A 25,415-nucleotide genomic window follows, 5' to 3' on the forward strand; every position below is an offset into this window, starting at 1 on the left:
CTGCCGGATAATGCCTCGTAAGGGGCTTTTTGAACTACGAATCTGGGGGTCAGGAGTTCGAATCTCTTCGGGCGCGCCATATAAGTTACTGAAAAAATCTATTTTTTGATTTCAGCCACGCGCTCCGCAGACTAAAAAGCGATTTGGTCTGCGGAAGTTTCCCGAAGATTTTGCCGCTGGTCGTGATTTTTCATCTGCATGTAGACGTCGGTACGATGGTCAATTGATGCAGTTCTGCGCCGCTCGCTTGCCTATGTCATGCGCTATTTGCTCATGGTGGTATATTGGACGGTAGCCGCAGAGGAACGGGGTCATGAAAAAACTCCCGCTCAAGGAAGCGAAAAAGACGCTCCCGCTTTGATGGATCGCGCGCCGTCGCTGGAGAGCCAATCGTCCACCCGCAGTGGCAGCAGTAGGGACGCCGTGTTTGTTTCCTTCGAGGAATGGGAGGTCGGGCATGATGGAACTATGCCCCTACGCCCTAGCCACCTAAGGCGCGCGAAACCTCTCTCACGATATGGCTGTTTGATTGGAGGGAACGGATAAAACTTGGCTGCCTCTTAATCCCAGGTCGGCGAGGTCTGGCCGCTCGCAGACTGGCATCTCATACCTCATGTATGGCGATCCATGAAGCAATAGCCCCTGGCGATATTGGCGCTCCGAGCCCGCCAGGGTTGAGGGATGCCCAGCCCAGCTAAGTGTACGCTGCCCTGATGGGTGGATATGCGTCCACAGTCCATCGTATCTGAGGCCCGATAAAATCTTTATTGTTCGTAAAGCGACCCATATTATGTGGAAATCTAGGTTGCGGCGCGGTGAGAGAGAAGCGGGTAACATGAGCGACGACACGCGTTTTGCGTGGATCATGGACGATTCGATGCCCCGGTCGGAAGCGCTTTGGGATCGTGAGATTCTACGCACCGAGCGGTTCGTAGCCGTGCCGTCGGCCGGCTCTCTGGTTGCAGGCTGGACGTTGATCGTGCCGCGTCGACCGATGCTCAATCTGTCGCAAACCGACGCCGAAGAACGCGAGGAACTTGATGCAATCGCGACCCGTATTGCCGATTGGCTCGTTCCGCGTGGCCAAGAGATTTATTTCTTTGAGCATGGTAGTCGTACCGTAGGCAGTTTGACCGGCTGTGGTGTCGATCAGGCACACCTTCACATCGTACCGTTGCCCTTCGATCTGATTGCGGCGGCAACCGCGCGCACCGAAGCCGGGATTGTCTGGCGCGACGCGCGCGAGATCGAGCCGCCGCTCGACACGCTGCCCGTCGAGGGCGAATATGTCGCCCTCTGGAGCAGAGCTGATCGTCGCACTATGATTGGTGCGGTGACAGAGCCGGTTTCGCAGTGGATTCGGCGGGTGATTGCCGACGAGCTGGGGATCGGGGCACAATGGAACTACCGAAGTTATCCGCAGCTGAACCGGGTTCGGGAGACACTGGCGATGTTGCGTCCGTTGCAGACGGTGGCAGCGGAGGAGTAGCAGCCGCGAGCGTGATCGAGACGGACAATAGGCTCGATCATCGCCAGTTCGGTCAGTGGGCAAGTCGTTACGGCAGATCCGCCTGGGTGCAGATCGGTATCGAATTTTCCTACCTCGTTCTGATTCTCTTTGCCTGTACGGCTGGACTGACGTGGATCGGCTATCACGTCGCCCCGCCGTCGCCGGCGGACCACCAGACCATGACGTTGTTGGGTATACCGTTCGATTATCCCAAGGACCGCAATTTTCTGTTGTGGATGTCCGTGGGCTTCAGCGGCATAGTTGGCGGCTCCTGCTTCGCACTCAAATGGCTTTACCACTCGGTCGCAAAGGGCCTGTGGAATCGCGATCGCGTCTTATGGCGCCTGATCGTGCCAATCCTCTCCGGGTCGGTCGCAGTATTCGTTTCGATGCTTGTCGCCTCGGGCATCCTGTCGCTAATAGATGCAAAATTCTTTTCCAATTTTTATGGGGCGGCTGGGGCCGGCTGGCTGGTCGGCTATTTCTCCGACAATGTCCTCGCTTCGCTCCAGAAACTCGCACACAAATGGTTCGGCACGGTCGATGATCCTAAGGGCAGCACCGGCACGATACCCGGCGCCGGGCAGCGAGATGCATGAGCAGCACGCCGATCGATAACCAGGCACGCCAGCGCCGTCGGCCAGTCGGTCTGCTCGTCCATCCGGCGCTGATACCCGCAAGCGACCCTCCATCACTCGATTTCTTTTCGACGATCCTGCAATACGGAACAAAGGTTGCAGGGTTGCAGATTCTCCCACCAGTCTGGGTACCACCCTATGTTGCGCTGCCGGCGTGGCTTTCCGACGAGTGGATTACTGACCCCGCCGGCTGGGTCACGCGGGCGCGCCGCAAGGGCGTCAACCTAGAGCAGGCAGCAGCCTTACTGTCGGGCGACTCTTCGTATGCGGTCATCGTCCGGTCGAGCGCAGTCGGCGAAGGTCTCGACGATCGCGGCCTTTATCGCTCCGTGCGGCTTACCGCTGACGCTCCCTTCATGACGCTGGTCACCGCGATCGAGGAAATCTACAGCCACTTTACAACGCATGGTCGTCACCCAGCCATGGGCATCTGTCTACAACGCTATATGGCGCCCGATTTCGCGGGTCACGTTTCCAACGAAGTCCATGTCAGCGCCACGCGCAACCAGTGGAAATTCCAAGTCGAATCCCCCGCGTTCGCTCCCGACCGCGGTCTGAACTCTAAATTCGCAGTTGTACCCGAAATGGCGCCTCTCGCACTCAGTTCGCAGCGCGATATTAGCCCGGCGCTGCGGAGTGCCTGTCACTGGATCAATCTGCGGATTGACGGCCGCTCACATATTGAGTGGTGCGCCGCCAACGGACGACTGTGGATCGTCCAGCTCGATCAGGAAAGCCCGACCTCTTCGGGCGTCAATCCGCATATCATGCCCGCGGCCCGCACGGTGATGCCGGTGCCGGACCCGATTTCGGCCGGGACAATCTTCTCTCTCTACCGCGTTCAAAACGACTCGCCTTGGCGCAAACTCCGCAATGTCCGAGATTTCTGGACTGGCGCCGAGCCGCCGCACCATCGCCTCTTCTTCGCTACCGGCGATAAGCTCGAGGCCGTCCTTGGAAGCTGCGGCGGTGCCGCGCGGATCGCCAAGGAGATAGATGCGCTCACCGGCGGACGGGCAGTTCTGCGTACCGATTGCTTCAACGCGGCGGTTCGAACCTTCAACCTGCCGCGCACGCATACCGTCGACGGCGCTACGGCCACCGACTGGGTCCGCAAGACGCTGAAGGCGATGGTCGCCAAGGGGGCTGCCGCCAACGAGATAGCGATCATCCTGCATCGCTATATTCCGGCGCGGGCTGCCGCTTGGACCTATTATTCGCTTGGTGACGACTTCGTGCAGATCGACTGCCTGTGGGGACTGCCCGACGGCCTGCAATTCCTGCCACATGACACGTTGCAGGTTGATGCACGGAGTGGGGAGGAACTGGCCGCACAGGTCCGTTTCAAGCCCGATTTCCTGCAGGAACAGGATGATGGCAGCTGGCGCTATGTCGGGATTGCGCGCCAATATGGCCGCGACCGCGTGTTGTCGCGTGAGGCCTTGCGCCATCTCGCGCTCGAAACCGTGGCGGTAGCCCGAAAGATCAAGGATCGCGCCCAGATTATGTGGTTCTGCGATCTGCCCGATGAGTTGGGTATGGGCGAGCATCTACCTTGGTTTCGCTCAAAGGAGTATGCTGGATTCGAGTCTGCCGCGCGGCCCGCACTGCCGACGAAAGCCGCGCGCAACCTTGCTGATCTTGACGCGCTCGATCGCGATACCAGCCGAGTCATCATCCAGGTTGCGCCCGATGTTGAACTGGTCCGTGAGGACGATACTTTTCTCGATCGGGTAATCGCGATTGCTAGCGTTCGAAGCCTGCCGGTCGAGCTTGACGGTTCGATCCTCGGTCACGCTTATTACCGCTTACGCAGTGCGGGCATCGTCGTGCTTGTGCCGCAGCCTAAATATCCGCGCGTCCGTGGCCGGCATCGCCATTACAAGGTGGTTCGCGACGCTATTCCGCAGAATATTCAGGCGAAAGGCGAGCGCGTCACCTTCGCGCGTCTGTTGCCGGGTGAAGCCTCGGTTGCGCTGATCGGGAAACTTTTCGAGGAGGGGCTTGAGCTTAATGCTGCGCGTGCGCCTGCGCAAAAAACTGAAGAGCTTGCCGATGTTCTCGAAGTAGTGCGCGGCCTCGCGGTGACCAACGGTGTTGAGTGGGACAATCTGCTCGCGACGGCGCTTGAGAAACGCGAGAAACGCGGTGGGTTCGAGCAGCAGACCGTTCTTCTTGAGACAGCGAGGCCGATGCCAGATCGGGGGACGATACCGGGTGTGGGCGGGGATCGGCAGTCCTCGATCTCGTTGCGCGATCTCGGCGTTGTCGCGGTCGAAGGATCGAGTGCCTTGATCTCCTTCTCCAAATTGCTGTCGTTCGACACTACTGAGGTCGAGCTTTTGGTTGATGGCCGCCCGATCAATGTGGCTATTGCGCTCGACGGCACCGGTGTGCGGTTGATAGCGAGTGATCCGCACCGCGAGGAGGATCTTCCCGATTCACAGCTCAATCTTTTCGATGGGAGCGCGCATCAATAACTTTCGTAGCCCGTCGAACAAATGAGCGTTCTGCTGGCGGATGGCCGAGCCGTGGCGCGGGTGAAGCTGCACTCTTCTGCGACCACGACGAAGGCGTTCAGATCACGAAGATTCTCGTTCGCCATTCATAAGTCCAGCTAATCATGGCATATCGGATTAACCAATCTAATCGAAAACCGAGGCGAGCGCTATATCCGGTCAACCGAATGCGAAGGGAGGCCGAACATGCAATCCGTAAAGTTCAAGAACGCCGCGATCGAGATGGCCGCGAACCTGCAGGTCCCTGCCGGCTTTGATAAAAAAGACTTATCCGGCCATCGTCGTCATCCATCCTGCCGGTGGCGTGAAGAAGCAGAAGGCGGGCATCTATGCCAGCAAGCTCGCGGCGGAGGGCTTTGTCGCCATTGCCTTCGATGCGTCCTATCAGGGCGAGAGCGGCGGTGAGCCGCGTCAGCTCGAAAACCCCTATGCCCGTGTCAAGGATATCAGCGCCGCGATCGATTATCTAACAACGCTGCCGTATGTCGATCGCGAGCGCATCGGCGCCATGGGCATCTGCGCTGGCGGCGCCTATACCGTGACCACCGCACTCGGCGATCGTCGCATCAAGGCGGTGGGCGCCGTCAGCGCCACCAATTACGGCGCGATCCTGCGCAATGGCTGGGAAGGACGCGACGACCTGAGCGGAGCATTCGCGATGCTGGACAACGCCGTGCAGGCCCGCACCAATGAGGCCAATGGCGCGGAAACCGGCTACTATCCGATCGTGCCACAGAAGGCGGAAGAAGCCCCGAATGTCGATCTGGCCGAGGCGGTCGAGTATTACTGCACTCCGCGCGCACTGCTCCACCTCGCCGAGCATCGCTCCAACGCGCAGCCTGATGCAACTCGTCACCTTCGATGCCTTCCATCTGGTGGACCTGTTCCTGAATCAGCCGATCCAGATTGTCGCAGGTGAGGACGCGGGTACGCGCTGGATCACCGAAGACCTGTTCCGCCGCGCCGCCAGCAAGGACAAGCATCTGCACATCGTTCCGGGCGGAACGCATGTCGGCCTGTATGACAAGCCGGATCTAGTGAGCGAGGCCATGTCGAAGCTCGGCCCCTTCAAGCCAAGCTCTGAGCACAAGTGCCGTGCCGCCCAGATATGACGTCTGGGCGGCCCTCTCAAGCAGAACGGAAAGGCCCGCGGAAATGAAGACCGTTACTTTCAAGAACAAGATCTGAGATATGGCGGCCAACCTGCACGTACCTGCGAGCTTCGATGAATCGAAGACATATCCGGCCATCGTCGTGGCGCTCCCGATCAGTTCCTGCAAGGAGCAGACGGCGGCGATCTACGCCTCGAAACTAGCCGAACTGAGCTACGTGTGCCTCGCGTTCGATGCTTCCACGCAAGGCGCGAGCGCAGGTCCAACGAACAATGGATCAAGCTTCGTCGGAGTGACATTCCTTCCTTCTCTCGTATCACCGTGCTCATGTCCGCCGCCTTTCAGGAAATATGGAGATCAGGTTGTACGGTTTTCTGATTTCCAGCATCTTGACCGGTTCATTCTCCGGCGCCCGCTAAAAGCTCCCGCCAGCATTGTTGCTCATGGCTCCGCCCTCGCGCGGCACAAGAAAACTCTCCGACCTTTCGCGGATATGTGGTGCTTTCTCTTATGCCTGTTGAAGACGGGAGACCTGTAAATCCGGGGAGTTTGGCTTGATTGACAACACATAAATTGCGGCTCGTGCTGCGGCGGTCCTTGACGTTTTCAACGGAGGTTTCCGTCATGACCGAGCGATTGATTCCCCGCGCGCAGCGCGGTGCCAACACCTTCTTGCAGTTCGAAGCGTATTGCCGATGGGCTCTCGATGAGCGCGGATTTACGCCAGCGACGGTTCAGCAGAGCCGCTGGCATCTGACGTGCTTTTTGACTTGGTGCGCCGCACGCGGCCATGGTGTCAAGGACATCACGATCGATGACGTCGATGCATACATCGTCGCGCAGAGCCGGCGACGCTGGTGTCGCCGGACGATCAACAGCGTCGCAAAGATCCTGCGCATGTTCTTTCGCTTCCTCACCGAACAAGGCTGGTTACGGTGCGATCTATCGATAGCGATTCAGGCGCCACGGATCTATGCGATGGAGGACCTGCCAACCGGCGTGGATTGGCAAGACGTCGGCCGTTTGTTCTCGAGCCTGAAGGGGAACGTTTCAAAGGACATCCGAGATCGCGCCATTTTGATGCTAATGGCTGTCTACGGTCTGCGTTCAAGCGAGGTCGCCGGGCTGCAACTCGAGCATCGGGATTGGGATCGCGAACTGCTGCGGGTCCGGCGCGTCAAGCGCCGTGGCCCGCAGGACTATCCGATGATCGCTTCGTTCAACGATGCGTTGCTTGCCTATTTGAAGCGTGTACGGCAGCGGCCCAGCGTTCACCGTGAGGTTTTCTTGAGCCTCGCTCCACCGTATCGACCCATGAGCACACAGGCGCTCTACGACATGGTATCCAAGCGTCTGCACTCACTCGGCGTGCGCACGGCTCATTACGGCCCGCACAGCCTGCGCCATGCCTGCGCGACGCGGCTGGTCGCCGAAGGGCTGTCATTGAAGGAGATTGGCGATCACCTGGGACACCGCAGCACCCGCTCAACGCGTATCTACGCCAAAGTAGACCTCACCGGATTACGCGAGGTGGCTGCCTTCGATCTGGGGGAGCTGCCATGAAGCTACAGCATGCCGTCGAGACCTATCTGCAGTTCAAACGCTCCCTGGGCATGCGCATGCAGTCCGAGGGGAGCGAGCTGATCGCCTTCTGCCGTGTCATGGGCGATCCGGACATGGAGGCCGTCAGACCGGCTGCGGTGCTCGCTTTTATTTGCGGAAGCGGTCCCATCACGCATGCGTGGAAGCAGAAGGTGTCTGTCTTGCGCAGCTTTTATCGCTTCGCGCTCGAGCGCCATCTCACCACAACCGTACCGTTACCTGAGAACGATCCCCAGTTTCCGCCGCTGCGCTCTCCCTATATCTATTCGACGACCGAGGTGCGGCGACTCGTGGCGGCCACGGAAGTCTTGCATCGGCCTCGTGTGCCACTGCAGGCGTTGGGATATCGGACTCTGTTGCTTCTGCTGTACGGCACCGGCATGATCGGCGAAGCCGTGGCGCTGACCGTCGCGGATGTCGATCGACTCGAGCGGGTGATCACGGTGCGCAATACCAAGTTCTTCAAGTCGCGCCTCGTCCCGATCGGGCCCAAGCTCACGGAGGCGCTGAGCGTCTATGCGCGATGCCGCACCCGGCAGTTGCCGATGCCGGCCGGCACTGCCTCGGCATTCTTTGCCACGAACCGCGGCACGGGCTGGTACCCCGGCTGGACCGAGGCATTGTTTTGCCGGCTGCGACAACACGCGAACGTCGTTTGTAACGCTGAAGGCCAGAGTCAGCCGCGCTTACACGATCTTCGTCACACCCACGTCCAGCACCAACTGCTCGCTTGGTACCGCGCCGGGAAGGATGTCCAGCATTTGCTGCCGAAGCTGGCCACTTACTTGGGGCACGTCGACGTGCGCTCCCTTCAGCACTATCTCGCGATCACTCCCGAACTTTTACATGAGGCGAACCAGCGGTTCGAACGCTACGCCGATCTGGAGCACTCCCATGCGTGACACCACTTTGCTTGGTCCATGGATTCGTCGCTTTCTCCTCGAGCATCTGATTGCCGAGAGGAACCTCGCGCGCAACACCCAGATCAGCTATCGGGATACTTTGATCGTGTTGCTCCCGTTCCTCGGCAAATCTCTCAATACGCCCATCGATCGACTGTCGGTAGAGCAGATGTCACCGAAGCTGATCCGTCGGTTCCTCGAGCACCTTGAGAAGGAGCGGCGCTGTGGCGGGGCCACCCGCAACCTGCGTCTGGCCGCGATCCATTCGCTGGCCAAGTTCATCGGCGGCCACAGTCCGGAATATCTACCTTGGAGCTCCTCGGTGCGTGCGGTGCCGTTCAGGAAGGTTGCGCATCCCACCATGGCCTATCTTGAGAAGGCGGAGATGGACGCGGTGCTGAATGCACCGGATCGCCGCACGCCTCAAGGCCAGCGCGATTTCGCCATGCTCCTGTTCCTCTACAATACCGGTGCCCGCGCGGATCAAGGTTGGCGATTTGTCTGGTGCTCAGGGCAACTGCGTTCAGTTGACCGGCAAAGGATCCAAAACTCGTCGGTGCCCCCTATGGCCTCAAACCGCCCGCGTCCTGCAGTGTTTGGTACAGGATCGCAGCCCCGGCGAGCATGTCTTTCTCAATCGTCTCGGGCAGCCCATGACGCGCTTCGGCATCTACGCGCTGGTGTCGCGGACCGTCGCTCAGGTCGTGAAGAAAATGCCCTCGTTGAAGAACAAGCGCATCAGCCCGCATTCGATTAGGCACACGAGCGCCGTACATCTGCTTCGCGCTGGCGTGGACATCAACACGATCAGAGCGTGGCTAGCTGGGAAAGGCGAGGAGTACTTCAACAAAATTGAAGCTTGCTTGAGCTGGCCGCATTTGCCCGCCTCTCGTTAGAGGAGGTCGCCGAGGACTGCTTTGCACCCTTGTCGGCGTTCAAATCGGGTGGCGTTGAAGGTAGCCCAGCGTGTTAGGCGCTCGCGCCATCTCCGCAACCCTGGCCGGCTCCGACGCTGCGAGCGCTACCAAGCAAAGCTCGCCGCCGTTCAAAGGAATCCCTTTTGGACGATTATGAAGAGCTCCGTTCCAACGCCGATTGACACACGAGGGCGGATCGGCCTCAGAACTTCACCGCCAGGTTCGCCTTGAAGCCTTGATCGTCCGCGCCGGAGGCGAACTGGCCCTCATAGGCGAGGCCTAACGTGGCGTTCGGAGAAACATTGATATCAAGTCCGGCCTCGAAAACGGCGCTGTCTTTTGCAATCGGAACGCCTGCGACGGTGAACGCGTTCGATCCTGCGAAAGCCTGCGTGACCGTCGGGATCGTATCGCCGAAGGCATGGCGCCAACCGAGCATGCCGCGCAGTGTGGTGAGAGTATTCCAGAGCGGAAGATCGGTCTCCGCCCGCAAGCCTGCCGTCGTGAAGGTGACGCCGGTGGTATCGCTCCGGCCGGTGAGAGCCGTCGTGCCTCCCCGTTCGGCGTAATCGCCGGTGTGCAGGTTGACATAGGCCAGATTGGCGAACGGTTCGAACCGAGCCCCGGCCGCGGCCATGCCGTAACCAAGTTCGCCAAAGATCTGCGTAGTGCCGGCGTTGTAGCGGGTGCTGAGGTTGTCGCTGAATCCGGGAATGGCGACGGCGCGTCGGGTGTCGAGTTCGTGCCATGTGTAGGCGAGACCGGAGCGGAACGCGAGGTTGCCCCATTGCGTGCCGCCGTAGGCGCCGAAATGATAATTGTCGCTGTCGCCCGACGAGAAGCGGTCCGATGCATTGAAGCGGGAGTGGCTGTAGCCGGTCATGAGGCCGATACGCCAGTCGCCGACGAAACCGTCGGTCCCGATCAACAGGCCGCCGGTCGAGCGCTTGAGGGGTGCCGCATTCCCGTCGCTGTCGACGGAGCCCCATGAGCCGAAGCCGTAGCTCCAGAACACCCGCCCGGCGTGATCCGGCGAAACGGCCATCGGCGCATCCATGGATGCATAGGCCAGCGCCGGCGCATGCGAGGCGCCGGGCGCGTCGAAGGCCGCGCGGATGCGGTCGTTGATGGCATTGCGCACGAAGCGGCTGTCCTCGATCAGCGCTGTCTTGGCCGAGGCATGGATCTCGCCGGAGAGCGCATCGAAGCTCGCGCGCACGCTGTTCGGGTCGCCGTTCAGCGCGATCGTGCGCCAGAGAAGGTTGCCGCTGCCAAGCGTAGCGATGGCGGCGCCGGTGGCGCGCTGGTTGCGGGTCCGCCCGACGCTGCCGAAGGAGAGGTCGTTGCGGATCAGTTGCAGCGTGACGTCGTTGCCGTCGCCGCCGTCATAAGCCACGCGCGTATCGAGAAAGAGCAGGTTCTTTGTGACCGGGTTGAAGGTGCCGGTGACGACGCCGGCGCTCCGCTTGTCGATGATCGTGAAGGGCCCGTTGAAGGCATTCCAGCCTGCCGCGTTGGCGGGAGACAGCACGAGGTCGAGCGTCGCGCCGGTGATGTCGACACCGCCTGCGGCGACGACCTTGTTGGCAGCGGTCGGCCCTGCTGCGATCCGGAGCGTGCCGTGATTGACATAGTCGCCCAGGACGGCTTGCGAACTGCCCGGCGCGTGAACGCCCCCGGCGTTAATGGTGACGGCCGAACCCACTGAGCCGAGATCGCCCGTGCCGCCCAGTATCGCGTTGCTGGCGACATTGATGACGCCGCCGAGCTTGCCGTTGCCGCCCGCATCGCCCACCAGCAAGCTGCCGTTCGACACATTTGTCGTGCCCGAGAAGCCGGAGGAGTTTCCGGTCAGGAGCGCCGCACCGCTGCCTGTCTTGACGAAGTTTCCGCTTCCGGACAGCACCCCGGCATAGGTACCGTCGGTGGTCTGGTCGAACGTCAGGGATGTGCCGGGGCCGATCGCCGCGTTGCCGCCAAAGCGGTCGCTGGCCGCGACCAGCCCGCCAGCCTCGATTGTCCAGTTCAGCGATGACGTTCCGGCGAGCGTCAATTCTCCCGCGCCGCGCTTCGTCATGGTGCCGTTGGTGCCGTTATAGTCGGCGATGTTGCCCGCGAAGCTGTCATTGCCGGTCTGGTCGAAAACCACCGTGCCGGCATTGGCGATGTCGCCCTTGATCGAGGAGGTATTGCCAATCAGGGTGCCGGCCGTCACCGTCGTGCCGCCGCCATAGCTGTTGACGCCACCGAGGGTCAGCGTGCCTGCGCCGTACTTGATCAGCGTGCCGATGCCGCCGATCGGGCCGTTCAGCCCCAGCGTGTTCGCGATATCGACGCCGATCGCCCCCGCTCCGTCGAGCGTGATCGTCCGGTTGCTGTTAAAGCTCGCCGTGGTATCCAGCGTGCCGTTGTTGAAGGTCAGTCCGCTGCCTGCTGCGCCGAGATTGGCGTCGGCCGAGACGGAGAGGACGCCGCCGAACAGGCTGGTGCCGCCCTGGTAGGTGTTGTTGCCGCCCAGCGTCAGCGCGTTGCCGCCCTGCTTGATGAAGCTGCCGGTGCCGCTGATGACGTTGTTGAGGGTGACGGAGCCCGATGGCTGGTCCATCGTGAGGCTGCCGGTGATATCGATTCCACCATTGATCGTTGCGGTCGGCGCGACGGAGAGCTGGTTCGACCCGCCGGTAAATTGAAGTGCGAAATATTGCGCGCCGCCGCCGCCGGCTTGCCCACCGCTGACCGTGGCGTTTCCGGTCAGGTTGACCGTGAGATTGCTGCCGCGGATACCGGCGCCGCCGTGGCCGTCGGCGCCTGCGGTGTTGTTGTTGCCGTCGCCGGCCCTCGCTCCTCCGGCGCCACCTGCGCCGCCGATGGCTGACCCACCGGCGCCGATATTGATTGTGGAGCCGGTGAGCGCATCGACGCCGCTGCCGCCGACACCGCCCGATCCGCCGGAATTGCTGAAACGGGGTTCATTGTGGCCGGCGGCGCCGCCTGCGCCGCCTGCGCCTCCGGTCACGCTCGTCATGATCGTAACGGTCGGCGAACTGCCAGACACCACGAGGCCGGCGCCGCCGCTGCCGCCACCCCCGCCATTGCCACCCTGACCGCCTCCCAGGTTGGCATCATTGTCACCACCGGTACCGCCGTTGCCGCCCTTGCCGCCGGCGAGAGCGGGCCCGGTGACATTGGTGTTGCCCGTGACGTAGGTGTAGCCGCCGGCACCGCCGCCGCCGCCTCCGCCGCCGAGTTGATCGTCGCCGCCGTCGCCACCGTTGCTGCCGGCGGTCGGCGCCGTATTGGCGGTGTAGTCGAAACTGTTGCCACCGGCTCCGCCGTTACCGCCGGCGCCCAGATAGCCGGCCGTTCCGTGACCACCGGTACCGGCAGCCCCGAATGGCACGCCGCCGCCCCCGCCCGCGCCGGGGGTGCCGTTTCCGCCGTTGGAAACTCCGTTGCCGCCTAGGCTGGTGGGGTAACCTCCGCCGCCGCCACCGGGAAGAATGCCCCATCCATTGAGGCCGCCGCCGCTGCCACCTTGCGGATCAGCGAGGGTGCTTTGCGGCGCAGCAATCGCGAGCACCATCGTCAGGCTGGTGCTGGCAAGAAACATCGAGAGTCGGCGGTTTCGCCGGTTCGCGGCATGCTCATGCGGCGATTTCGGTTCTGCACGCGTTCGGTACGACCCGAGCGCAGCGTTGCCCACTCCAGTCCTGATCACTGTCTCTCATCCCGCTAGAACCGCCGCTGCCCGCCTTGTGCGCGTGCATCCCCCGGCGCGTTCCGGAAAAGAGCTAGCAAAAGATTGTTGTGCCAGTATTTGAAAACAGCGTTTTTGGCCTGACCAGAAATATTGCGCGTTGTGCGCGAACCTCGACAGTGCCGCGGGATCGGCCTCGACTTTCGCCGTCGAACTATCGACGACTATAATGTGCGAACCGGCTTTGCCGTTATGACCGGCGCCCCGGGGAGGGCACGACGTGCGGGGAATGCGTTTCAACGATCTGGTGTTCGACGACGAGATGTTGTCGGTCAGGCGCGACGACGGGGCCGAACAGCGTCTGACGCGGCAGGAACGCGCGCTGCTGCTGCATTTCACCAACAATGCCGGAAAGCTTTTGACGCGACCCCGGCTGGTCGAACTGATGGCGCGCGACGCCAGTGAAACCAACGAGCGAAATATCGATTTTATCGTCAACCGCCTGCGCAGGACGCTGGGCGACAGCGCGCGTCAGCCGCGATTCATCGCGACCCAATATGGCGAAGGCTATGTATGGATCGCGCAGCTTGCCGCACCCGCGCCCGACTCGGCGTTCCTTCTCATTGGTCCGGTCTACGGGTTGCGGGAGCAGACCGACCGCGCGCAAACGGTTCTCGCCAAGCTGACCGTGAAGCTCGACTCGCAGATCGGAACGGGTCGCAAGGTGAGTTGCGCGCCGGACTGGCGCCCCGGCATGCCGATGCCTCACGATGTGATCTATGGCCTTGATGCAAGCTTTCGCGCCGAGGCGGAAACACTGCACGCCGCATTCGTGCTGCGTCACGCAAGGTCGCGGCATGTGATCGGCGCGTTTCGTGCGCGGTTTGAAAACAGCAACACGGCCGGCGCGATCGACGTCCTCGCAGCCGAGGTGAAGTCGGCCATCTGGACGCACCTCGCAGTTCCGGCTAACGCGGTCGCTGCCTCGAGTGACGCGCCGCTCGAAGTGCGTTTGTACGACGCGGCCGATATCCTTTCGCGCACGCCGGCGATCTGGCGCGAGAACGAGGGGCAGCTTGAGCGCGCGCGGGCCGCGCGTCCCGACGATCCGACGCTCGCGATCATGTGGGGGCTGAACCTTTACGCTCGCCTGCTCAGTCAGGCGCTCGATGCGGACGAGATGATGTCGGCCGCCGCATGGTTGGCGATCGAGGACGAGATGGAAGCTCTCGCCTTCGCCAATCTTTCGAAGGTCCAGGACAATCCGCTTCTTGTGCTGGCTGTGGCGAAGCTCCTGTTCTTCATCGACCGCGGGCATTCGGATCTGGCGGCGCAACTGGCCGACGAGGCATTTGCGAATAGTACGGCCTTTGCCGCCTCATTTGCCCTGCAAGGACAGATTCGCATGTGCCGCGGCGACATTGCCGAGGCGATCGCCTTCTACGACGACGGAATGGAGATGTCGGAGCCCGGCTCCGCGTTTCATCGTTATCTGCTGGTGCTCAAATGCACCGCGTTGCTGGCGGCGAACCAGCGGCCGGCCCTGGAGCGGGCCTGCGCCGAGCTCTACGCCATCAAACCGGCGACCCGTCAGGAAATCGGCGTTCTCATGGCCGATCCAAAAGCCCGCAAGCTGCCGCCGGATATCGAAGCAGTTCTCCCGATGCTCACCGAAGCACGCGCGCGAAAGCTCGTGGCGTATTTCTACAATGTCTTCGCGCGCCGCTTCGACAGCCGCGAACACCGCCGCAATGTCATGCATGGACTGGTGAGCCACATGGTCCGTCACTTCGGACGAAAAGTCGTACCCGAACCCGTCTCTCGAACATTTGGCTGGCGTGTGGGCCGGCCTTCCAAGGCGGACGAGGGTCGCTAGAATCAGAACCCGGCTTTATGCCGGGCATCCACAGCTATGACCGGTCATGATGGATCAGCCTGTTCGTTAAAACGCGAACCGCTTTTAGCGCTTTCGAGCAAAGTCGAATCCAGTTCGCGTGAAGAAAACGCGTCAGATCAAAACCTGGAAACTTTCATCGTTTCCGTGAAACGGTGAGAGCCTCTAACCCCCGACACGCTTCAGCTCCGCGACCAACTGGTCCAGCGCGTCGGACAGCATCGGCCCGCCGCATACCGTGAGATCCTCGGGAATTATGAGGCGCCGCGACGGCGGATACAGCTTTTCGAGCGCCGGATGAAGCAGCAGCGCGCTGCCCTCGTCCTCGGCAACGTCGCGGCCGTCGGATATCAGGATGAAGTCCGGCCGATCAGCCACAATGGCTTCGAGCGTGGCAAACCCGCTGGAGTTGCTGCCGAGGCCGGACGCGGCGTTCGACAGTCCCGTGATCGAGAGCAACGCACTGGTGATGCTGTCATCGCCAGAAACCCAGCCGCGTCGCGACAGCGCCAGCACCCGATAGGGTTTGCGCGCCACCGCTTGCCTCGCGCGGGCGATCGCGGCATCGAGACGCGCGACCTGGGCTTCCGCGCGATCTGCATGCCCGACGAGACCGCCCATCCGGCGGATCTGCTCCTTCACGTCATCGATCGATCTTGCGATATCGAATTCGGCGACCCTCATTCCCTGCCGTTTCAGCAATTCGCGCGTCGCTCGCTTCATGTAGAGGCCGGCGACAACCAAATCGGGCTTGAGCGTCAGCACATCCTCCGCTTCGCCCGACAGCCGCCGATATTTCCGCGCCTCGGCCGCCGCCCAGGAGCGCGCGGCATCCCGCGCGTAGGGACTGAGACCGACGATCTGAGCGGGATCGGCAAGCGTCATTAAAAGCTGATCGGTGCAGACGTTGATCGATGCAACGCGCGGCAGATCGGCGGCCCGCGCCTGCATGGCAATCCCGACGGTTAGTACCAGAACAGCCGCAGCAAGATCGCCGCTTCTCTGACTTATGCAGGCCCGGATCGCCTTGCAAAGACGATGCAACCGCGCGACAGGCGGCATCGCGATCACGCCTCCGACCATGGAACGATGACGGTTTCGCGTTGATAGTCGGCCCGATAGGTCCTGACGCGAAAAATATTCTCGATGATTGTTTCCGAGAGCGCGGTCGCAGGCGGTCCCTGCGACACCAGACGCCCGTCGGACAGCACGAGAGCGATATCCGCAAACCGCGCCGCGAGCCCGAGATCGTGCGTCACCACGATGACGAGTGTTCCGGTGTCGGCCGCGGTCCTCAGCCTGGTCATGACCTCGATCTGGTAGCGCGGATCGAGTGCTGCGGTCGGCTCGTCGGCCAGCAGAATTGGTGCTTCCACGGCCAGCACCCGCGCCAGCGCCACGCGGCCGCGCTCGCCGCCGGACAATTCCGTCACCGGTCGATCGCTCAAACCTGTCACGTCGGTCGCCTGCATCGCCCGCATCACCGCCGCGGCGTCCGCCCCTGTCAGCCGCGCCGGATCGACCGCGCCGTGCGGGTAGCGCCCGAGCGCCACGATGTCCCGCGCCGGCAGTGGCCAGTGCATCTGGTGACCCTGCGGAAGATAGGCGAAACGGCGCGCGCGCTCGCGAAGGGTGAGCGAGGACAGCGCGTCGCCGCAAACCTCGATCGTCCCCTCCGATGGCAACAGGCCCGCCAGTGCCCGCAGCAAGGTGGTCTTGCCGGCGCCATTGGGTCCGACCAGCGCGGCAAGGCACCCGCGCGGCAGCGCCAGGGAAATGTCGCTCAGGACTACCCGTTTTCCGAGACTCACCGACAACGACGAGGCAGTGAGAATGGCGGCTTCGCTCATGCGAGGCCTCCGCCCAGCGCGCGGCGCTCGCGCACGATCAGATACAGGAAGAACGGCACGCCGATCAGCGCGGTCAGCACGCCGACCTTGATGTCCGATGTCGAGGGAATGAGACGAACCGCGATATCGGCCGCGAGCAGCAGCGCCGCGCCGGCCAGCGCGCTCGGCACCATCAGCCGCGCTGGGTCGTAACCGATCAGCGGACGCATCAGATGCGGCGCGACCAGGCCGATGAAACCGATGGCCCCCGCGACCGCCACCGCGCCGCCGACGCCGAGCGCGACGCCGAGGATCGCCCATAGCCGCAACCGTCCGACATCGACGCCGAGGCTCTGCGCGGATTCCTCGCCGAGACTGAGCGCGCGAAACGCATGGCGCTGGCTCATCAGGATCGCGGCGCCCGCGGTGATGAAGGGCAGCGCCAGCATCACATGGCGAAAGCTGCGGTCTTCCAGCGAACCCAGCAGCCAGAACGCGATCTCCAGCGCAGCGAAGGGATTGCGTGACAGGTTCATGGTCAGTGACGTCGCGGCTCCCGCAAGCGAGGAGATCGCAAGCCCGGCAAGGATCAGGATCAGCAGGCTGGCATTGCGTCCCGCGACCGCGAGCAACGCGAACACGGAGGCAAACGCTGCGACGATGGCCGCGGCCGGCAGCGCGAAGGAACGCACGTCGATACCTCCGAGCGCGATGACCAGCACCGCGCCGAATGCCGCTGCCTGCGGCGCGCCGAACAGCGAGGGCGACGCCAACGGATTGCGCAGCAGTCCCTGCAGGGCCGCACCCGACAAACCGAGAATGGCGCCGATCGCAAGTCCGAGGATCGCGCGCGGCAGGCGAATGTCCTGCACGATGATTCGCTGGACCTCGCTGCCGCCTCCGAACAAGGCCTCGAGAACGGCGACAGGCGACAATTTTACGGGACCAATGCCGAGCGACACCAGCGTCAGCCCCGTGACACCCGCACATAGCGCGACCGTTACGACCGCTCGTCGGCGGGCCGCGATATCTTGCATCATCATGCGCCGTTGGAAACGCGGCAGATCATCGGACCGGCTGGTCCGGCAGCACAGTACGGGAAACCCAAAATTCGGGAGACCATGACGATCCTTTCCGCCGACCCACCGTCGCGCGCACCAGAGTCTGATTCAATCACGTTGAAACAGAGTCTGGCCTTTTCCTTTGATCGAGCATGATCTTAGCCGAAAACCGGTTGCCACTTTTCGGGATCATGCTCCGAAGGCGTCGCCGGCCGGTCTCCTGGCTCGCGGCCGTTATCCGGATCCGATTTTCCTCACATGCGCGGCATGTTCGGCAGCGGAATGGACGCGGATGGCCGCTTACAGTTGCGGGGGCAGCCGCGGCGTTGGGGTCATATCCCCGCACCGCGTTCCCGTTTCACCTCCCTCGGGAGGCACCGATGACGCCGCAAACAAGCACAGTGGAACCAGCCGTGCAAGCCGCGAACGCATTCCTGCATTGGCGCGAAATCAGCGAGTTGCATCCAGTCAGGGCTGCGCGAGATAACGCGGCAGCTCCTGCTCGAATTCTGGGAAGTAGCGTGAAATCACCGAAATATCGAAGCGCGCGAGGATCGACTCCTTGGGCTCCCGGTCGAGCAGGAAGTGAAAGGCGGCCTCGACGCAGCGCTCAGGCGAGTGCTTGCCGGCTGTCAGCTGCTTGCTCTTGGAGTCAGACATCGTGACGCGGTGGCGGCTCTCGCCGTTTTCGTCGCGGACCACGGCCTCGAACTCGCCCTCGCCGACGCGCTGAACCTTGATCATAGGGTCGCTCCATTCAGCAGCCGGCGGTACGGCTGTTCCTGCCGCCCACATGCTTGCCGTCGCCGGACTCGTTGGCTCCGGCCGAAAATAGGGCGCGGAAGGACGTTCAAACGGCCGGCACTTGGACATATTCCATCCGAACCACGCGATATTTCAAAGAAATCTTTGAAACAACGGCCATTCAGGACGTTTTGATGGATCCTCGGGATATGTTATCGGAAAGATGCTCGCCGTGCAGGGCAGCAAACCAATTCCTTATCGAGGCTAGAGGAAGATCAATGATCGAAGATGATGAATTCAATGGCTTCGTGATCAGCTCGCTGCGCCGGGCCTTGGAACACGGCGCTGAAGCTTTTAATCGATTGATGCAAAAAGACGATGCGTTTCTTCGCGAAAGTTTCGCGCGTTGCAGTATCGTGTTTGCTCTGTGGCCCGACGCCCAGGCAAAGTGCGGCTTTGCGATGATGCCCATCAAGCGCGAAGCGCCGCCGGATCCGCTCAACGTGAAGGGCGAGGTGATGCCATGCCTGAGCAGAGAGGCCGCATTCGAGTTGCAGGAGCGGTTTGGCGATCCGTCGTTGAAGGATGAATTCCAGCACTTCTCGGTCGATGGCGAGATTCCGTTTCCCAATCGTTTGAACTGAAGAGCGCGTAAAGACTATCCGTCCCGTCTTGCGAAGACGGGACGGTCTGGTCGATGATCTCACTAGGTCGCCCCGCGAGAGCGGTGAGCGGATTCTGGAATCGCGAACCCTTCGGGACGCGGAAAACATCAATATAGAAGCGTCAGTATAAAAGTCCGAGACCGATTGCCGCCAGAATTCCGAATCCGACGAGAAACGCCAGAAGGCCAAAGCTGCCTGCGGCAAGGAATAGATTGTTAGTCGGTTCCTGCGGCATCCGATCCTGCCCGTCCATCTCATCCATATGAAAGTCTCCTCTCACGGAAAAGGCCCGCCGGGCCAAGCCACGCAGCGGGCTGAGTTGGGTTCGGGGATTGCAGGGAGCAATCCCGTTCCAGCCAGATAATGCTCGTGCGAAGAAGGAGTTCCAAAGGACGTTCCCGAGCGGCGGACCATCGAGCGCGCGGGAGGCCTCCGCTTCCGCCTAAATCAGAAGCGGGACTCTATGAGTTTGATTTGACGCGTTTTCTTCACGCGAACCGGCTCCCGTCCGCGGACGTCCGGTTTCCAGATCAGGCCTCTTCCGAAGCGCGCCCTTCGCCTCTGTCTGCAAGTTTCATCCAGTCGCGCGCCATTTCCATCCAGGCCTGCTTATCGGCATCGCCCCGGGCCCGCTTCGCCTCCTGGCGGCAGGTTTCGGCTCGCGCGCGGTATCTTGCGATATCGCCGGCGGTTACGGTCACTTGGGCTTTCTTAGCTGGGATGAATTGACCCAGTCATCGAAATGGGAGGCTTCCTCAGCCTGGGTGACTTTCTTGAGCAGCGCGTCCTTTTCCGGACCGGGATTGAGCTTGTCCGCCTGCTCGCGGACCTTGCTGGCCCAGAAGGCCAGTCTATCTGGAAGAGTGGTGAGCTGTTTGTATCGGCGGCGCGGCTTGGCCATTTGCGGTTTCCGAGATTGAAGGGAGCGAAGAGACGCCAGGTGGTGGGGGAAGGCTGCACAGGCCGGTCAGAGCCCCGGTCAACAGGACAAATCCTGTGATAGCGGCGATGGCAAAAGCGCGTTCGACCCTGTCCATGGGATCGTGATACTCGTGCGAAGGGCGCGCGTCTGTCTGGTAGAAGACTCTGACGTTGACAGCCACCTCGTATCAAGCCGCCGAAGATCGCATGGGCTTTGATCCGAAGATTTCCTCGAAGTGCGCATTGATTGCGGCATCGCATTCGCAGGCTCGTTGCTGGATGCGCGGAAGGTCCAAGATATGGATGTGGCCTCTCGAATACGTGATCATTTCGAGTTTTTGCAGATCCTGGGCGATGGCATTGACGCCGCCGCGCTGCACCCCCATCATTTGGGCGAGGAACTCCTGCGTCAAGTTCAGATCGTCGCCGACGAGGCGTTGCATTCGCAGCAGCCATTTGCAGGCGCGATTGCTGACCGAGTGAGCCGCATTACACGCCGCCGTCTGCTGGACCTGCGCTAAAAAGAACTGCTCGTACCGCATCATCATGTCGCGGAGATTTGGAATCTCCTGTGCCGCAAGACGCAGTTTGTCCGCGTCAATGACGGAAGCATGGGCTGCAACTTGCATGATGACGAAATTGAGCGAAACCTTGTGATCGAGCGCGGCCCCGGCACCGAATTGGCCGTCTTTACCGATCATTCCCGACTCAATCGCGCCGCCGCCGATCAGCTCGACGACGCAGGAAATGATCCCGCCGTGGGGGAAATAAACCCTTTCAATACGTGCATTTGTTTCAGCGAGGACGTACCCCGTCTCCAACTGCATGATTCGCAGGTGGGGTTCGATCGCAGCGAATGTGGGCTCGTCGAGTCTTGCCAGTAAATCATTGCTGAAGTGACCATTCGCCATAGCGCTCCTCCTGAAATGGGCGGGAGCGCAACGAGCGTTCTCGTCACCGATGTTCGCTTGCGATGATAATCCTTTAATGCACGGAAGCGGCGCGAGTTCTGTGCAATTGTGCACATGACTCCGGTCTGGCGAGAATCATTACATCGTTGATGCCGCCTCCGGCGAAGCCAGTAACCCGGACTCCGCTCGCGGATGATCGCCCCTGAATTCGTTCTCGCCGTCCGTTGTTTGTCGTAAACGGTTGGCTCGGCATTTGCGGAAGTCACGGTCATCGCCAATATTCTGATGTCGCTCATCATCAGCCGGTCTGGCATGATAGGTGTGGCTGTGGATGAAGCCTTGGCCGCATCGGGCGCGACGTCGACCGTGGCCGGCACCGTTCTGATCGGGAATGGCTGATGGGAAGAAATCCGATGACGCCCGTCCAATCCCGGCAGACAGCGCTCAGGCCGCTGCTTTCGCTGAATTTCTTCATGGCCGACATGCAGGCCGGAATCGGTCCTTTCCTCGGCGTATTCCTGCTTGCCCACGGGTGGCAGAGCGGCCTGATTGGAACGGTCATGACAGCCGGCGGCATCGCAGGCATGCTCATGACTACGCCGGCGGGCGCCCTGATCGACGCCACGCGCAGCAAGAAGCTGTTCGTCATCATTCCCGGCATCTGCACGGTTCTCGCATCAGGCATCGTGTTGCTGTCGCAGGAGTTCTGGCTGGTGGCCGCGTCACAGATTGCGACCGCAATCGCGGGCGCTGCGATCGGACCGGCGGTTGCCGGGATTACGCTTGGCATTGTTCGCCAGGCCGGCTTCAATCGTCAGAATGGCCGCAACCAGGCTTTCAACCATGCCGGCAACATGGTGGGCGCCGGTCTCTCCGGATTGCTCGGCTGGCTTTACGGCTTCACGGCCGTGTTCTGGCTGGCTGCGGCTTTCGGCGTCCTCTCCATCGCCTCCGTGCTCATGATCCCGAGCGATTCCATCGACGATGACGCCGCTCGTGGACTCGAGCACGAGGGCGGAGATGATGGCCACGCCAGCGGATTTCAGGTGCTGGTCGAGACGAAGCCGCTGCTGATCCTCGCCGCGGCCCTGCTTTTCTTCCATCTTGGAAACGCGGCAATGCTCCCGCTCTATGGGCTGGCCGTGGTCGCCGACAAGCATACCGATCCGGCAAGCTTCGTCGCCATGACGATCGTGATTGCACAGGGCACGATGATCCTGACCTCGCTGGTCGCAATGCGAATGGCGGAGAAGGAGGGCTACTGGCTGGTCCTGTTGATGTCGTTTATTGCCCTGCCCATAAGAGGCGTCATCGCCGCGTGGCTGCTCAACAAGTGGGGCGTCTATCCGGTCCAGATTCTCGACGGCGTCGGCGCCGGCCTGCAGAGCGTGGCCGTACCCGGCCTTGTCGCAAGGATTCTCGACGGCACCGGACGGGTCAATGCCGGCCAGGGTGCTGTCATGACCGTTCAAGGCGTGGGTGCATCAATCAGTCCCGCGATCGGGGGCTGGATCGCGCAGGAGTTGGGCTATGGACCGATGTTCCTGATCCTTGGCGCGTTCGCCACCGTCTCGGTCGGGCTTTGGGTGATATTCGCATCGCTGCTCAAGCCCGCCTGCGCCGGCAGGCCGGGACGTGCCACACCTGCGCTTTCCGCGGCTGGCAGGGGAGGGACTTGATGGGGTCGGACAGCATGCGACCATGGGCATTGCAGCCCTTGCACTCTCGGCATCACCGAAGCCTCGTCTCCATTTCGGAGTGAGCGGCGTGAATGCAAAGCGCAACGTGTCCACCCGTGCGCGACTTGAGGGATTTGACCACCCGCGCAGGCATCGCTTCCCGAACGCGTCAATCAGGCCGCGGTCCACTTTATTCATCGGAGTCTCCTCCGAAGGGACGTCGTTGACATACTCTGGCCAGAAAACCGCTCTCGCATGAGAGCGATCGATTCGTTAACCGATAAACTGACCGAGAGGAGCCTTGCGATGGAACTTCTCATTCCGCCCCGGCATCGTGAGCAATTCAGAACGCTCAAAGAACACTATGCGACGGGTCCAACAAAAATTGGTCCGATCACATGGAATGGATACCTCAGGGTTCGCACAGACGATCAACGATTGATCGATGCGCTGCGGCACCAGTTGGACGCCCAACCTCAGTAGCGCAATCGGAGCAACCTCTTTCGCGCGCTAAACGCTTAGAGCGTTTTGGCTTCTGATTGAATCAGGAGCGAAGCTGCGGATTATTGTTTGCCGCGTTTTCTTTGCGCGAACCGGTATCCACTTCGCTTGAAACGCCATGGCGCAGCCCGTCGATAAGCGCTGCGACGATGTCGTGTGCTCAAACGAGCTTGCATTTTGGGCGCGCATTGGCAGCAGGAACGACCGGTGCTGCGCGTGCACGAAGCGTGATGCCCGAATCCGAGGGATGTTGTCGAAACTCAACCGCTTGGCATCCGGTTTCCGCGCGGTGCAACGCATTGGGTGGAGTTCGACATAGACGTTTCGAGCCTATGTGACTCACCTCACGGTGCCAGCGAATGGAAGGCTTCATCATGCAGGTCATGGGAGATCAAGAGGTCCCATCCCAATGGAGGAGAAATCACCATGACTTGTGGAATGCGAGAGACGATTACGGTTAGATACTGGGGCGTATGCTGGAAGTGGGGTTTCATTCCCTATCCCTGCAGGAAGACGAAAACGGAGGTCAAATACCGGTATGACTTCCTTCCCTGGCGCACCAGGTTCAGTTGGTCGCCCTTCCGTCGCAGTTATGAGGGATGCTGCAACGGTACGCTCTTCGGATGGTCCTACTGGACCTGGTCGCCATTCGGCACCGGCAATGGTCCCTGGATCACCTATCAGACGCTGACGTATTTCTCCGATTCAATGATCGGCTCGATTGGTTCTTGCCCGTTCAACCAGGGTACGACCGCTGAGCCGGTCGCGAAGGTGACGGCGGGCTCGATCGCGCCGACTGAAGTCGCCGAGAAACTCAAAGAGGATCATGGTTGTTCCTGCGGCTAGGACCTTGCGAGCACGCTCCTCACGAGGACACCGACTCTGTCGGATAATTCTGATCGACGAGGTCACCCGGAATGTCTCGCGACCCCGGATGACCCGTCGCGTCAAGAGGGGTTCGCACGCGAGTTCTTCACCACGCCACCAAACGAAGCGCGCCGGACAGCGAACGATCGCGGACCGCGGATTTGATGCCGCGGACGTCGAACGAAAGTCAGGCTGTCGGTATGGCGGTTTCGTTCCTGGAGCCTTCTTCGCTTCTGACGGCATCAGAAGCGGGGCTCCAAGATTTTGTTTGAGACATTTTCTTCACGCGAACCGGGCATCCACTTCGCGCGAAGCTTAGCGGCTTCAAAAGCCGGGGCCCCAGCCTGCCTTTGCCCTACGCCAAATTAGGCTCAGGTCAGATTCCCGTGGTCTGGTGAAGGACCGGTAAAGACCGGCTGCCGCCCCCGGAAACCGGGTAGAAACCATTATGCCGCGCGATCTCGTAATGCGAGTTCCGCCTCGGCATCCAGGTCGTCAAGAACTGCTTCAAAGGCGACGATTGCACTTTGGATCGAAGCGATTTCCGCAATCTGCTGCTCTGATATGGGACCGTGTTGTCCCATCAGCGCGATTATCAAGTCGCGACGCCGCTCCTTCAATTGAACAAGGGGTAATCCGTGGTCTTCAAGCACCGCGGGCATTGTAAAATGATCTCCAGCCGACGCCTGACCAATAGCTAAAAAGTGCTGAGACCAATTTTCACAGATGCATAAAATTATTTGAATCGGACAAATGATCAAGTGAGGCTGCAGGGAGAACGTCGGGACGGATGGCGGAACGGACCAAGGGTCAGGGCAGCCCGTGCGCTCTGTTGCAATCAAGAACGGGCTCTGCACGGTTTTATCCGTCCCCGGTCTGTCAGGCTCGCCCTCAAGTGCGACTTGGTTGATACGCGGCCCCCTCTGGCCTCTCAAGCCCTAGCGTCTAGCTGCCGCCGCCGTACTCTGTATTTCGTTGACGATCGTTCGGATCGCTCATCTCTTTCTCTACGGCTTCCCTGGCTACGGCTTCGCTGTCGGCCCGCTCTGGCTGTTGGATTTGCTGGTTCGGATTTTTCCCGCTCCGATCGGAGATCAAAGTCTCCTTTTGTTGTTCCTGCCACTCGGTGACCACAGCCGGATTTCGAAGGCGTGCTGATGAGAATGCCGTTTCACTGACCTCAGAGGTGGATGATCCTAAAAAGCTCAGGAAGGCGACCAGCGAAATCGTTCCCATGATCACGATGACCAAGGCTCGTTCACTGTACGCTCGCAGATTATCGTCATTCATCTGCTTCTAACGCGGGCGCCCACGACCGGTTTCTGAATTAACAATTCTAATTTTATCAGGACGTGAGATCCTGCACTTTCGTCGGATCGACGGGCCAACGATAGGTGCTCGATGGGCCTGCGGCATTGTCGGCTGGTGACCGGAACCTCCCCTATC

23 protein-coding genes, 3 pseudogenes and 1 riboswitch are annotated in these 25,415 nt (G+C 61.1%); of the genes and pseudogenes, 14 read left to right on the forward strand and 12 right to left on the reverse strand.

Features of this window, described 5'->3' with window-relative positions; all coding sequences use genetic code 11:
• Positions 1 to 835 precede the first annotated feature (835 nt).
• From ACS3WB_RS01895 to ACS3WB_RS01905, 3 genes are all read left to right on the forward strand, one after another.
• Entirely contained in the window at positions 836 to 1,489 is a 654-nt protein-coding gene (locus ACS3WB_RS01895) for an HIT family protein (protein ID WP_438273864.1), read from the forward strand.
• An 11-nt stretch (positions 1,490 to 1,500) separates the two neighbouring features.
• A complete protein-coding gene (locus ACS3WB_RS01900; RefSeq protein WP_438273865.1) occupies positions 1,501 to 2,109 on the forward strand; it encodes a hypothetical protein in 609 nt (202 codons plus the stop codon).
• Between the two features lie 824 nt (positions 2,110 to 2,933).
• Positions 2,934 to 4,628, forward strand: a complete 1,695-nt coding sequence (locus tag ACS3WB_RS01905) for a hypothetical protein (RefSeq protein ID WP_438273866.1) — start codon at positions 2,934 to 2,936, stop codon at positions 4,626 to 4,628.
• 11 nt (positions 4,629 to 4,639) lie between these two features.
• Here the strand turns inward: ACS3WB_RS01905 and ACS3WB_RS01910 are convergent.
• A pseudogene (locus tag ACS3WB_RS01910) lies at positions 4,640 to 4,753 on the reverse strand (LysR family transcriptional regulator); the annotation flags it as partial.
• A 167-nt stretch (positions 4,754 to 4,920) separates the two neighbouring features.
• Between ACS3WB_RS01910 and ACS3WB_RS01915 the strand changes: the two are divergent.
• The 7 genes and pseudogenes from ACS3WB_RS01915 to ACS3WB_RS01945 all read left to right on the forward strand — a co-directional run bounded on the left by ACS3WB_RS01915 (position 4,921) and on the right by ACS3WB_RS01945 (position 9,179).
• Positions 4,921 to 5,586, forward strand: a complete 666-nt coding sequence (locus tag ACS3WB_RS01915; protein ID WP_438273867.1) for an alpha/beta hydrolase — start codon at positions 4,921 to 4,923, stop codon at positions 5,584 to 5,586.
• A complete protein-coding gene (locus ACS3WB_RS01920) occupies positions 5,543 to 5,779 on the forward strand; it encodes a hypothetical protein (protein WP_438273868.1) in 237 nt (78 codons plus the stop codon). The genes ACS3WB_RS01915 and ACS3WB_RS01920 overlap by 44 nt, the downstream gene beginning before the upstream one ends.
• Before the next feature lie 79 nt (positions 5,780 to 5,858).
• A pseudogene (locus tag ACS3WB_RS01925) lies at positions 5,859 to 6,041 on the forward strand (alpha/beta hydrolase); the annotation flags it as partial.
• Between the two features lie 362 nt (positions 6,042 to 6,403).
• Positions 6,404 to 7,342 carry a tyrosine-type recombinase/integrase gene (locus ACS3WB_RS01930; protein WP_438273869.1) on the forward strand — a complete coding sequence of 313 codons (939 nt, stop codon included), beginning with the start codon at positions 6,404 to 6,406 and terminating at the stop codon, positions 7,340 to 7,342.
• Positions 7,339 to 8,283 carry a tyrosine-type recombinase/integrase gene (locus ACS3WB_RS01935; RefSeq protein WP_438273870.1) on the forward strand — a complete coding sequence of 315 codons (945 nt, stop codon included), beginning with the start codon at positions 7,339 to 7,341 and terminating at the stop codon, positions 8,281 to 8,283. Before ACS3WB_RS01930 ends, ACS3WB_RS01935 begins: the two co-directional genes overlap by 4 nt.
• Positions 8,276 to 8,551: pseudogene (locus ACS3WB_RS01940) on the forward strand (site-specific integrase); the annotation flags it as partial. The gene ACS3WB_RS01935 and the pseudogene ACS3WB_RS01940, both read left to right, overlap by 8 nt.
• 133 nt (positions 8,552 to 8,684) lie before the next feature.
• The gene (locus ACS3WB_RS01945; protein ID WP_438274021.1) at positions 8,685 to 9,179 is read left to right on the forward strand and encodes a tyrosine-type recombinase/integrase; all 495 of its coding nucleotides are present in this window, start codon (positions 8,685 to 8,687) and stop codon (positions 9,177 to 9,179) included.
• Between the two features lie 223 nt (positions 9,180 to 9,402).
• Here ACS3WB_RS01945 and ACS3WB_RS01950 read toward each other — a convergent pair whose 3' ends face one another.
• A complete protein-coding gene (locus tag ACS3WB_RS01950) occupies positions 9,403 to 12,810 on the reverse strand; it encodes an autotransporter outer membrane beta-barrel domain-containing protein (RefSeq protein ID WP_438273871.1) in 3,408 nt (1,135 codons plus the stop codon).
• A gap of 376 nt (positions 12,811 to 13,186) precedes the next feature.
• Between ACS3WB_RS01950 and ACS3WB_RS01955 the strand changes: the two genes are divergently transcribed.
• Positions 13,187 to 14,773, forward strand: a complete 1,587-nt coding sequence (locus tag ACS3WB_RS01955) for a winged helix-turn-helix domain-containing protein (protein WP_438273872.1) — start codon at positions 13,187 to 13,189, stop codon at positions 14,771 to 14,773.
• Between the two features lie 183 nt (positions 14,774 to 14,956).
• Here the strand turns inward: ACS3WB_RS01955 and ACS3WB_RS01960 are convergent, their stop codons facing one another.
• The 4 genes from ACS3WB_RS01960 to ACS3WB_RS01975 all read right to left on the reverse strand — a co-directional run bounded on the left by ACS3WB_RS01960 (position 14,957) and on the right by ACS3WB_RS01975 (position 18,425).
• Positions 14,957 to 15,742 (reverse strand): ABC transporter substrate-binding protein, encoded by a 786-nt coding sequence (locus ACS3WB_RS01960; protein WP_438273873.1) that lies wholly within the window; start codon positions 15,740 to 15,742, stop codon positions 14,957 to 14,959.
• Between the two features lie 116 nt (positions 15,743 to 15,858).
• The gene (locus tag ACS3WB_RS01965) at positions 15,859 to 16,641 is read right to left on the reverse strand and encodes an ABC transporter ATP-binding protein (RefSeq protein ID WP_438273874.1); all 783 of its coding nucleotides are present in this window, start codon (positions 16,639 to 16,641) and stop codon (positions 15,859 to 15,861) included.
• A complete protein-coding gene (locus ACS3WB_RS01970) occupies positions 16,638 to 17,663 on the reverse strand; it encodes a FecCD family ABC transporter permease (protein ID WP_438273875.1) in 1,026 nt (341 codons plus the stop codon). Before ACS3WB_RS01970 ends, ACS3WB_RS01965 begins: the two co-directional genes overlap by 4 nt.
• Positions 17,664 to 17,874: 211 nt before the next feature.
• Positions 17,875 to 18,078, reverse strand: a riboswitch (cobalamin riboswitch).
• A 71-nt stretch (positions 18,079 to 18,149) separates the two neighbouring features.
• Positions 18,150 to 18,425 carry a hypothetical protein gene (locus ACS3WB_RS01975; RefSeq protein ID WP_438273876.1) on the reverse strand — a complete coding sequence of 92 codons (276 nt, stop codon included), beginning with the start codon at positions 18,423 to 18,425 and terminating at the stop codon, positions 18,150 to 18,152.
• A gap of 278 nt (positions 18,426 to 18,703) precedes the next feature.
• Between ACS3WB_RS01975 and ACS3WB_RS01980 the strand changes: the two genes are divergently transcribed.
• Positions 18,704 to 19,069, forward strand: a complete 366-nt coding sequence (locus ACS3WB_RS01980) for a hypothetical protein (RefSeq protein ID WP_438273877.1) — start codon at positions 18,704 to 18,706, stop codon at positions 19,067 to 19,069.
• A 142-nt stretch (positions 19,070 to 19,211) separates the two neighbouring features.
• On the opposite strand, the gene ACS3WB_RS01985 is transcribed toward ACS3WB_RS01980, so the two are convergent.
• The 4 genes from ACS3WB_RS01985 to ACS3WB_RS02000 form a co-directional block, all read right to left on the reverse strand.
• On the reverse strand, positions 19,212 to 19,352 hold the full coding sequence (locus tag ACS3WB_RS01985; RefSeq protein WP_438273878.1) for a hypothetical protein: 141 nt from the start codon (positions 19,350 to 19,352) through the stop codon (positions 19,212 to 19,214).
• Positions 19,353 to 19,620: 268 nt separating this feature from the next.
• Positions 19,621 to 19,791 (reverse strand): hypothetical protein, encoded by a 171-nt coding sequence (locus ACS3WB_RS01990; protein ID WP_438273879.1) that lies wholly within the window; start codon positions 19,789 to 19,791, stop codon positions 19,621 to 19,623.
• A complete protein-coding gene (locus ACS3WB_RS01995; protein WP_438273880.1) occupies positions 19,788 to 19,991 on the reverse strand; it encodes a hypothetical protein in 204 nt (67 codons plus the stop codon). Before ACS3WB_RS01995 ends, ACS3WB_RS01990 begins: the two co-directional genes overlap by 4 nt.
• 208 nt (positions 19,992 to 20,199) lie before the next feature.
• Positions 20,200 to 20,922 (reverse strand): Crp/Fnr family transcriptional regulator, encoded by a 723-nt coding sequence (locus ACS3WB_RS02000; RefSeq protein WP_438273881.1) that lies wholly within the window; start codon positions 20,920 to 20,922, stop codon positions 20,200 to 20,202.
• A gap of 413 nt (positions 20,923 to 21,335) precedes the next feature.
• Here ACS3WB_RS02000 and ACS3WB_RS02005 point away from each other — a divergent pair, with 413 nt between their 5' ends.
• Together ACS3WB_RS02005 and ACS3WB_RS02010 are read left to right on the forward strand one after the other, a co-directional pair.
• Positions 21,336 to 22,601, forward strand: coding sequence for an MFS transporter (locus ACS3WB_RS02005; protein ID WP_438273882.1), 1,266 nt, complete (start codon positions 21,336 to 21,338; stop codon positions 22,599 to 22,601).
• A 939-nt stretch (positions 22,602 to 23,540) separates the two neighbouring features.
• Positions 23,541 to 23,948, forward strand: coding sequence for a hypothetical protein (locus tag ACS3WB_RS02010; protein WP_438273883.1), 408 nt, complete (start codon positions 23,541 to 23,543; stop codon positions 23,946 to 23,948).
• A gap of 467 nt (positions 23,949 to 24,415) precedes the next feature.
• On the opposite strand, the gene ACS3WB_RS02015 is transcribed toward ACS3WB_RS02010, so the two are convergent.
• Positions 24,416 to 24,826 carry a hypothetical protein gene (locus ACS3WB_RS02015; protein WP_438273884.1) on the reverse strand — a complete coding sequence of 137 codons (411 nt, stop codon included), beginning with the start codon at positions 24,824 to 24,826 and terminating at the stop codon, positions 24,416 to 24,418.
• A gap of 88 nt (positions 24,827 to 24,914) precedes the next feature.
• Positions 24,915 to 25,259 (reverse strand): hypothetical protein, encoded by a 345-nt coding sequence (locus ACS3WB_RS02020; protein WP_438273885.1) that lies wholly within the window; start codon positions 25,257 to 25,259, stop codon positions 24,915 to 24,917.
• Between the last annotated feature and the right edge of the window lie 156 nt (positions 25,260 to 25,415).

Origin of the sequence: Nitrobacter sp., assembly GCF_051535215.1 — a bacterium.
Lineage (GTDB): Bacteria > Pseudomonadota > Alphaproteobacteria > Rhizobiales > Xanthobacteraceae > Nitrobacter.

Bases quoted from the DNA above. Each gene is read 5' to 3' on its own strand.
- ACS3WB_RS01895 (WP_438273864.1), top strand. From the start codon at position 836: ATGAGCGACGACACGCGTTTTGCGTGGATCATGGACGATTCGATGCCC.
- ACS3WB_RS01930 (WP_438273869.1), top strand. From the start codon at position 6,404: ATGACCGAGCGATTGATTCCCCGCGCGCAGCGCGGTGCCAACACCTTC.
- ACS3WB_RS01935 (WP_438273870.1), top strand. From the start codon at position 7,339: ATGAAGCTACAGCATGCCGTCGAGACCTATCTGCAGTTCAAACGCTCC.
- ACS3WB_RS01945 (WP_438274021.1), top strand. From the start codon at position 8,685: ATGCACCGGATCGCCGCACGCCTCAAGGCCAGCGCGATTTCGCCATGC.
- ACS3WB_RS01950 (WP_438273871.1), bottom strand. From the start codon at position 12,810: ATGTTTCTTGCCAGCACCAGCCTGACGATGGTGCTCGCGATTGCTGCG.
- ACS3WB_RS01955 (WP_438273872.1), top strand. From the start codon at position 13,187: ATGCGTTTCAACGATCTGGTGTTCGACGACGAGATGTTGTCGGTCAGG.
- ACS3WB_RS01960 (WP_438273873.1), bottom strand. From the start codon at position 15,742: ATGCAGGCGCGGGCCGCCGATCTGCCGCGCGTTGCATCGATCAACGTC.
- ACS3WB_RS01965 (WP_438273874.1), bottom strand. From the start codon at position 16,641: ATGAGCGAAGCCGCCATTCTCACTGCCTCGTCGTTGTCGGTGAGTCTC.
- ACS3WB_RS01970 (WP_438273875.1), bottom strand. From the start codon at position 17,663: ATGATGATGCAAGATATCGCGGCCCGCCGACGAGCGGTCGTAACGGTC.
- ACS3WB_RS01975 (WP_438273876.1), bottom strand. From the start codon at position 18,425: ATGATCAAGGTTCAGCGCGTCGGCGAGGGCGAGTTCGAGGCCGTGGTC.
- ACS3WB_RS01980 (WP_438273877.1), top strand. From the start codon at position 18,704: ATGATCGAAGATGATGAATTCAATGGCTTCGTGATCAGCTCGCTGCGC.
- ACS3WB_RS01985 (WP_438273878.1), bottom strand. From the start codon at position 19,352: ATGGATGAGATGGACGGGCAGGATCGGATGCCGCAGGAACCGACTAAC.
- ACS3WB_RS01995 (WP_438273880.1), bottom strand. From the start codon at position 19,991: ATGGCCAAGCCGCGCCGCCGATACAAACAGCTCACCACTCTTCCAGAT.
- ACS3WB_RS02000 (WP_438273881.1), bottom strand. From the start codon at position 20,922: ATGGCGAATGGTCACTTCAGCAATGATTTACTGGCAAGACTCGACGAG.
- ACS3WB_RS02005 (WP_438273882.1), top strand. From the start codon at position 21,336: ATGACGCCCGTCCAATCCCGGCAGACAGCGCTCAGGCCGCTGCTTTCG.
- ACS3WB_RS02010 (WP_438273883.1), top strand. From the start codon at position 23,541: ATGCGAGAGACGATTACGGTTAGATACTGGGGCGTATGCTGGAAGTGG.
- ACS3WB_RS02020 (WP_438273885.1), bottom strand. From the start codon at position 25,259: ATGAATGACGATAATCTGCGAGCGTACAGTGAACGAGCCTTGGTCATC.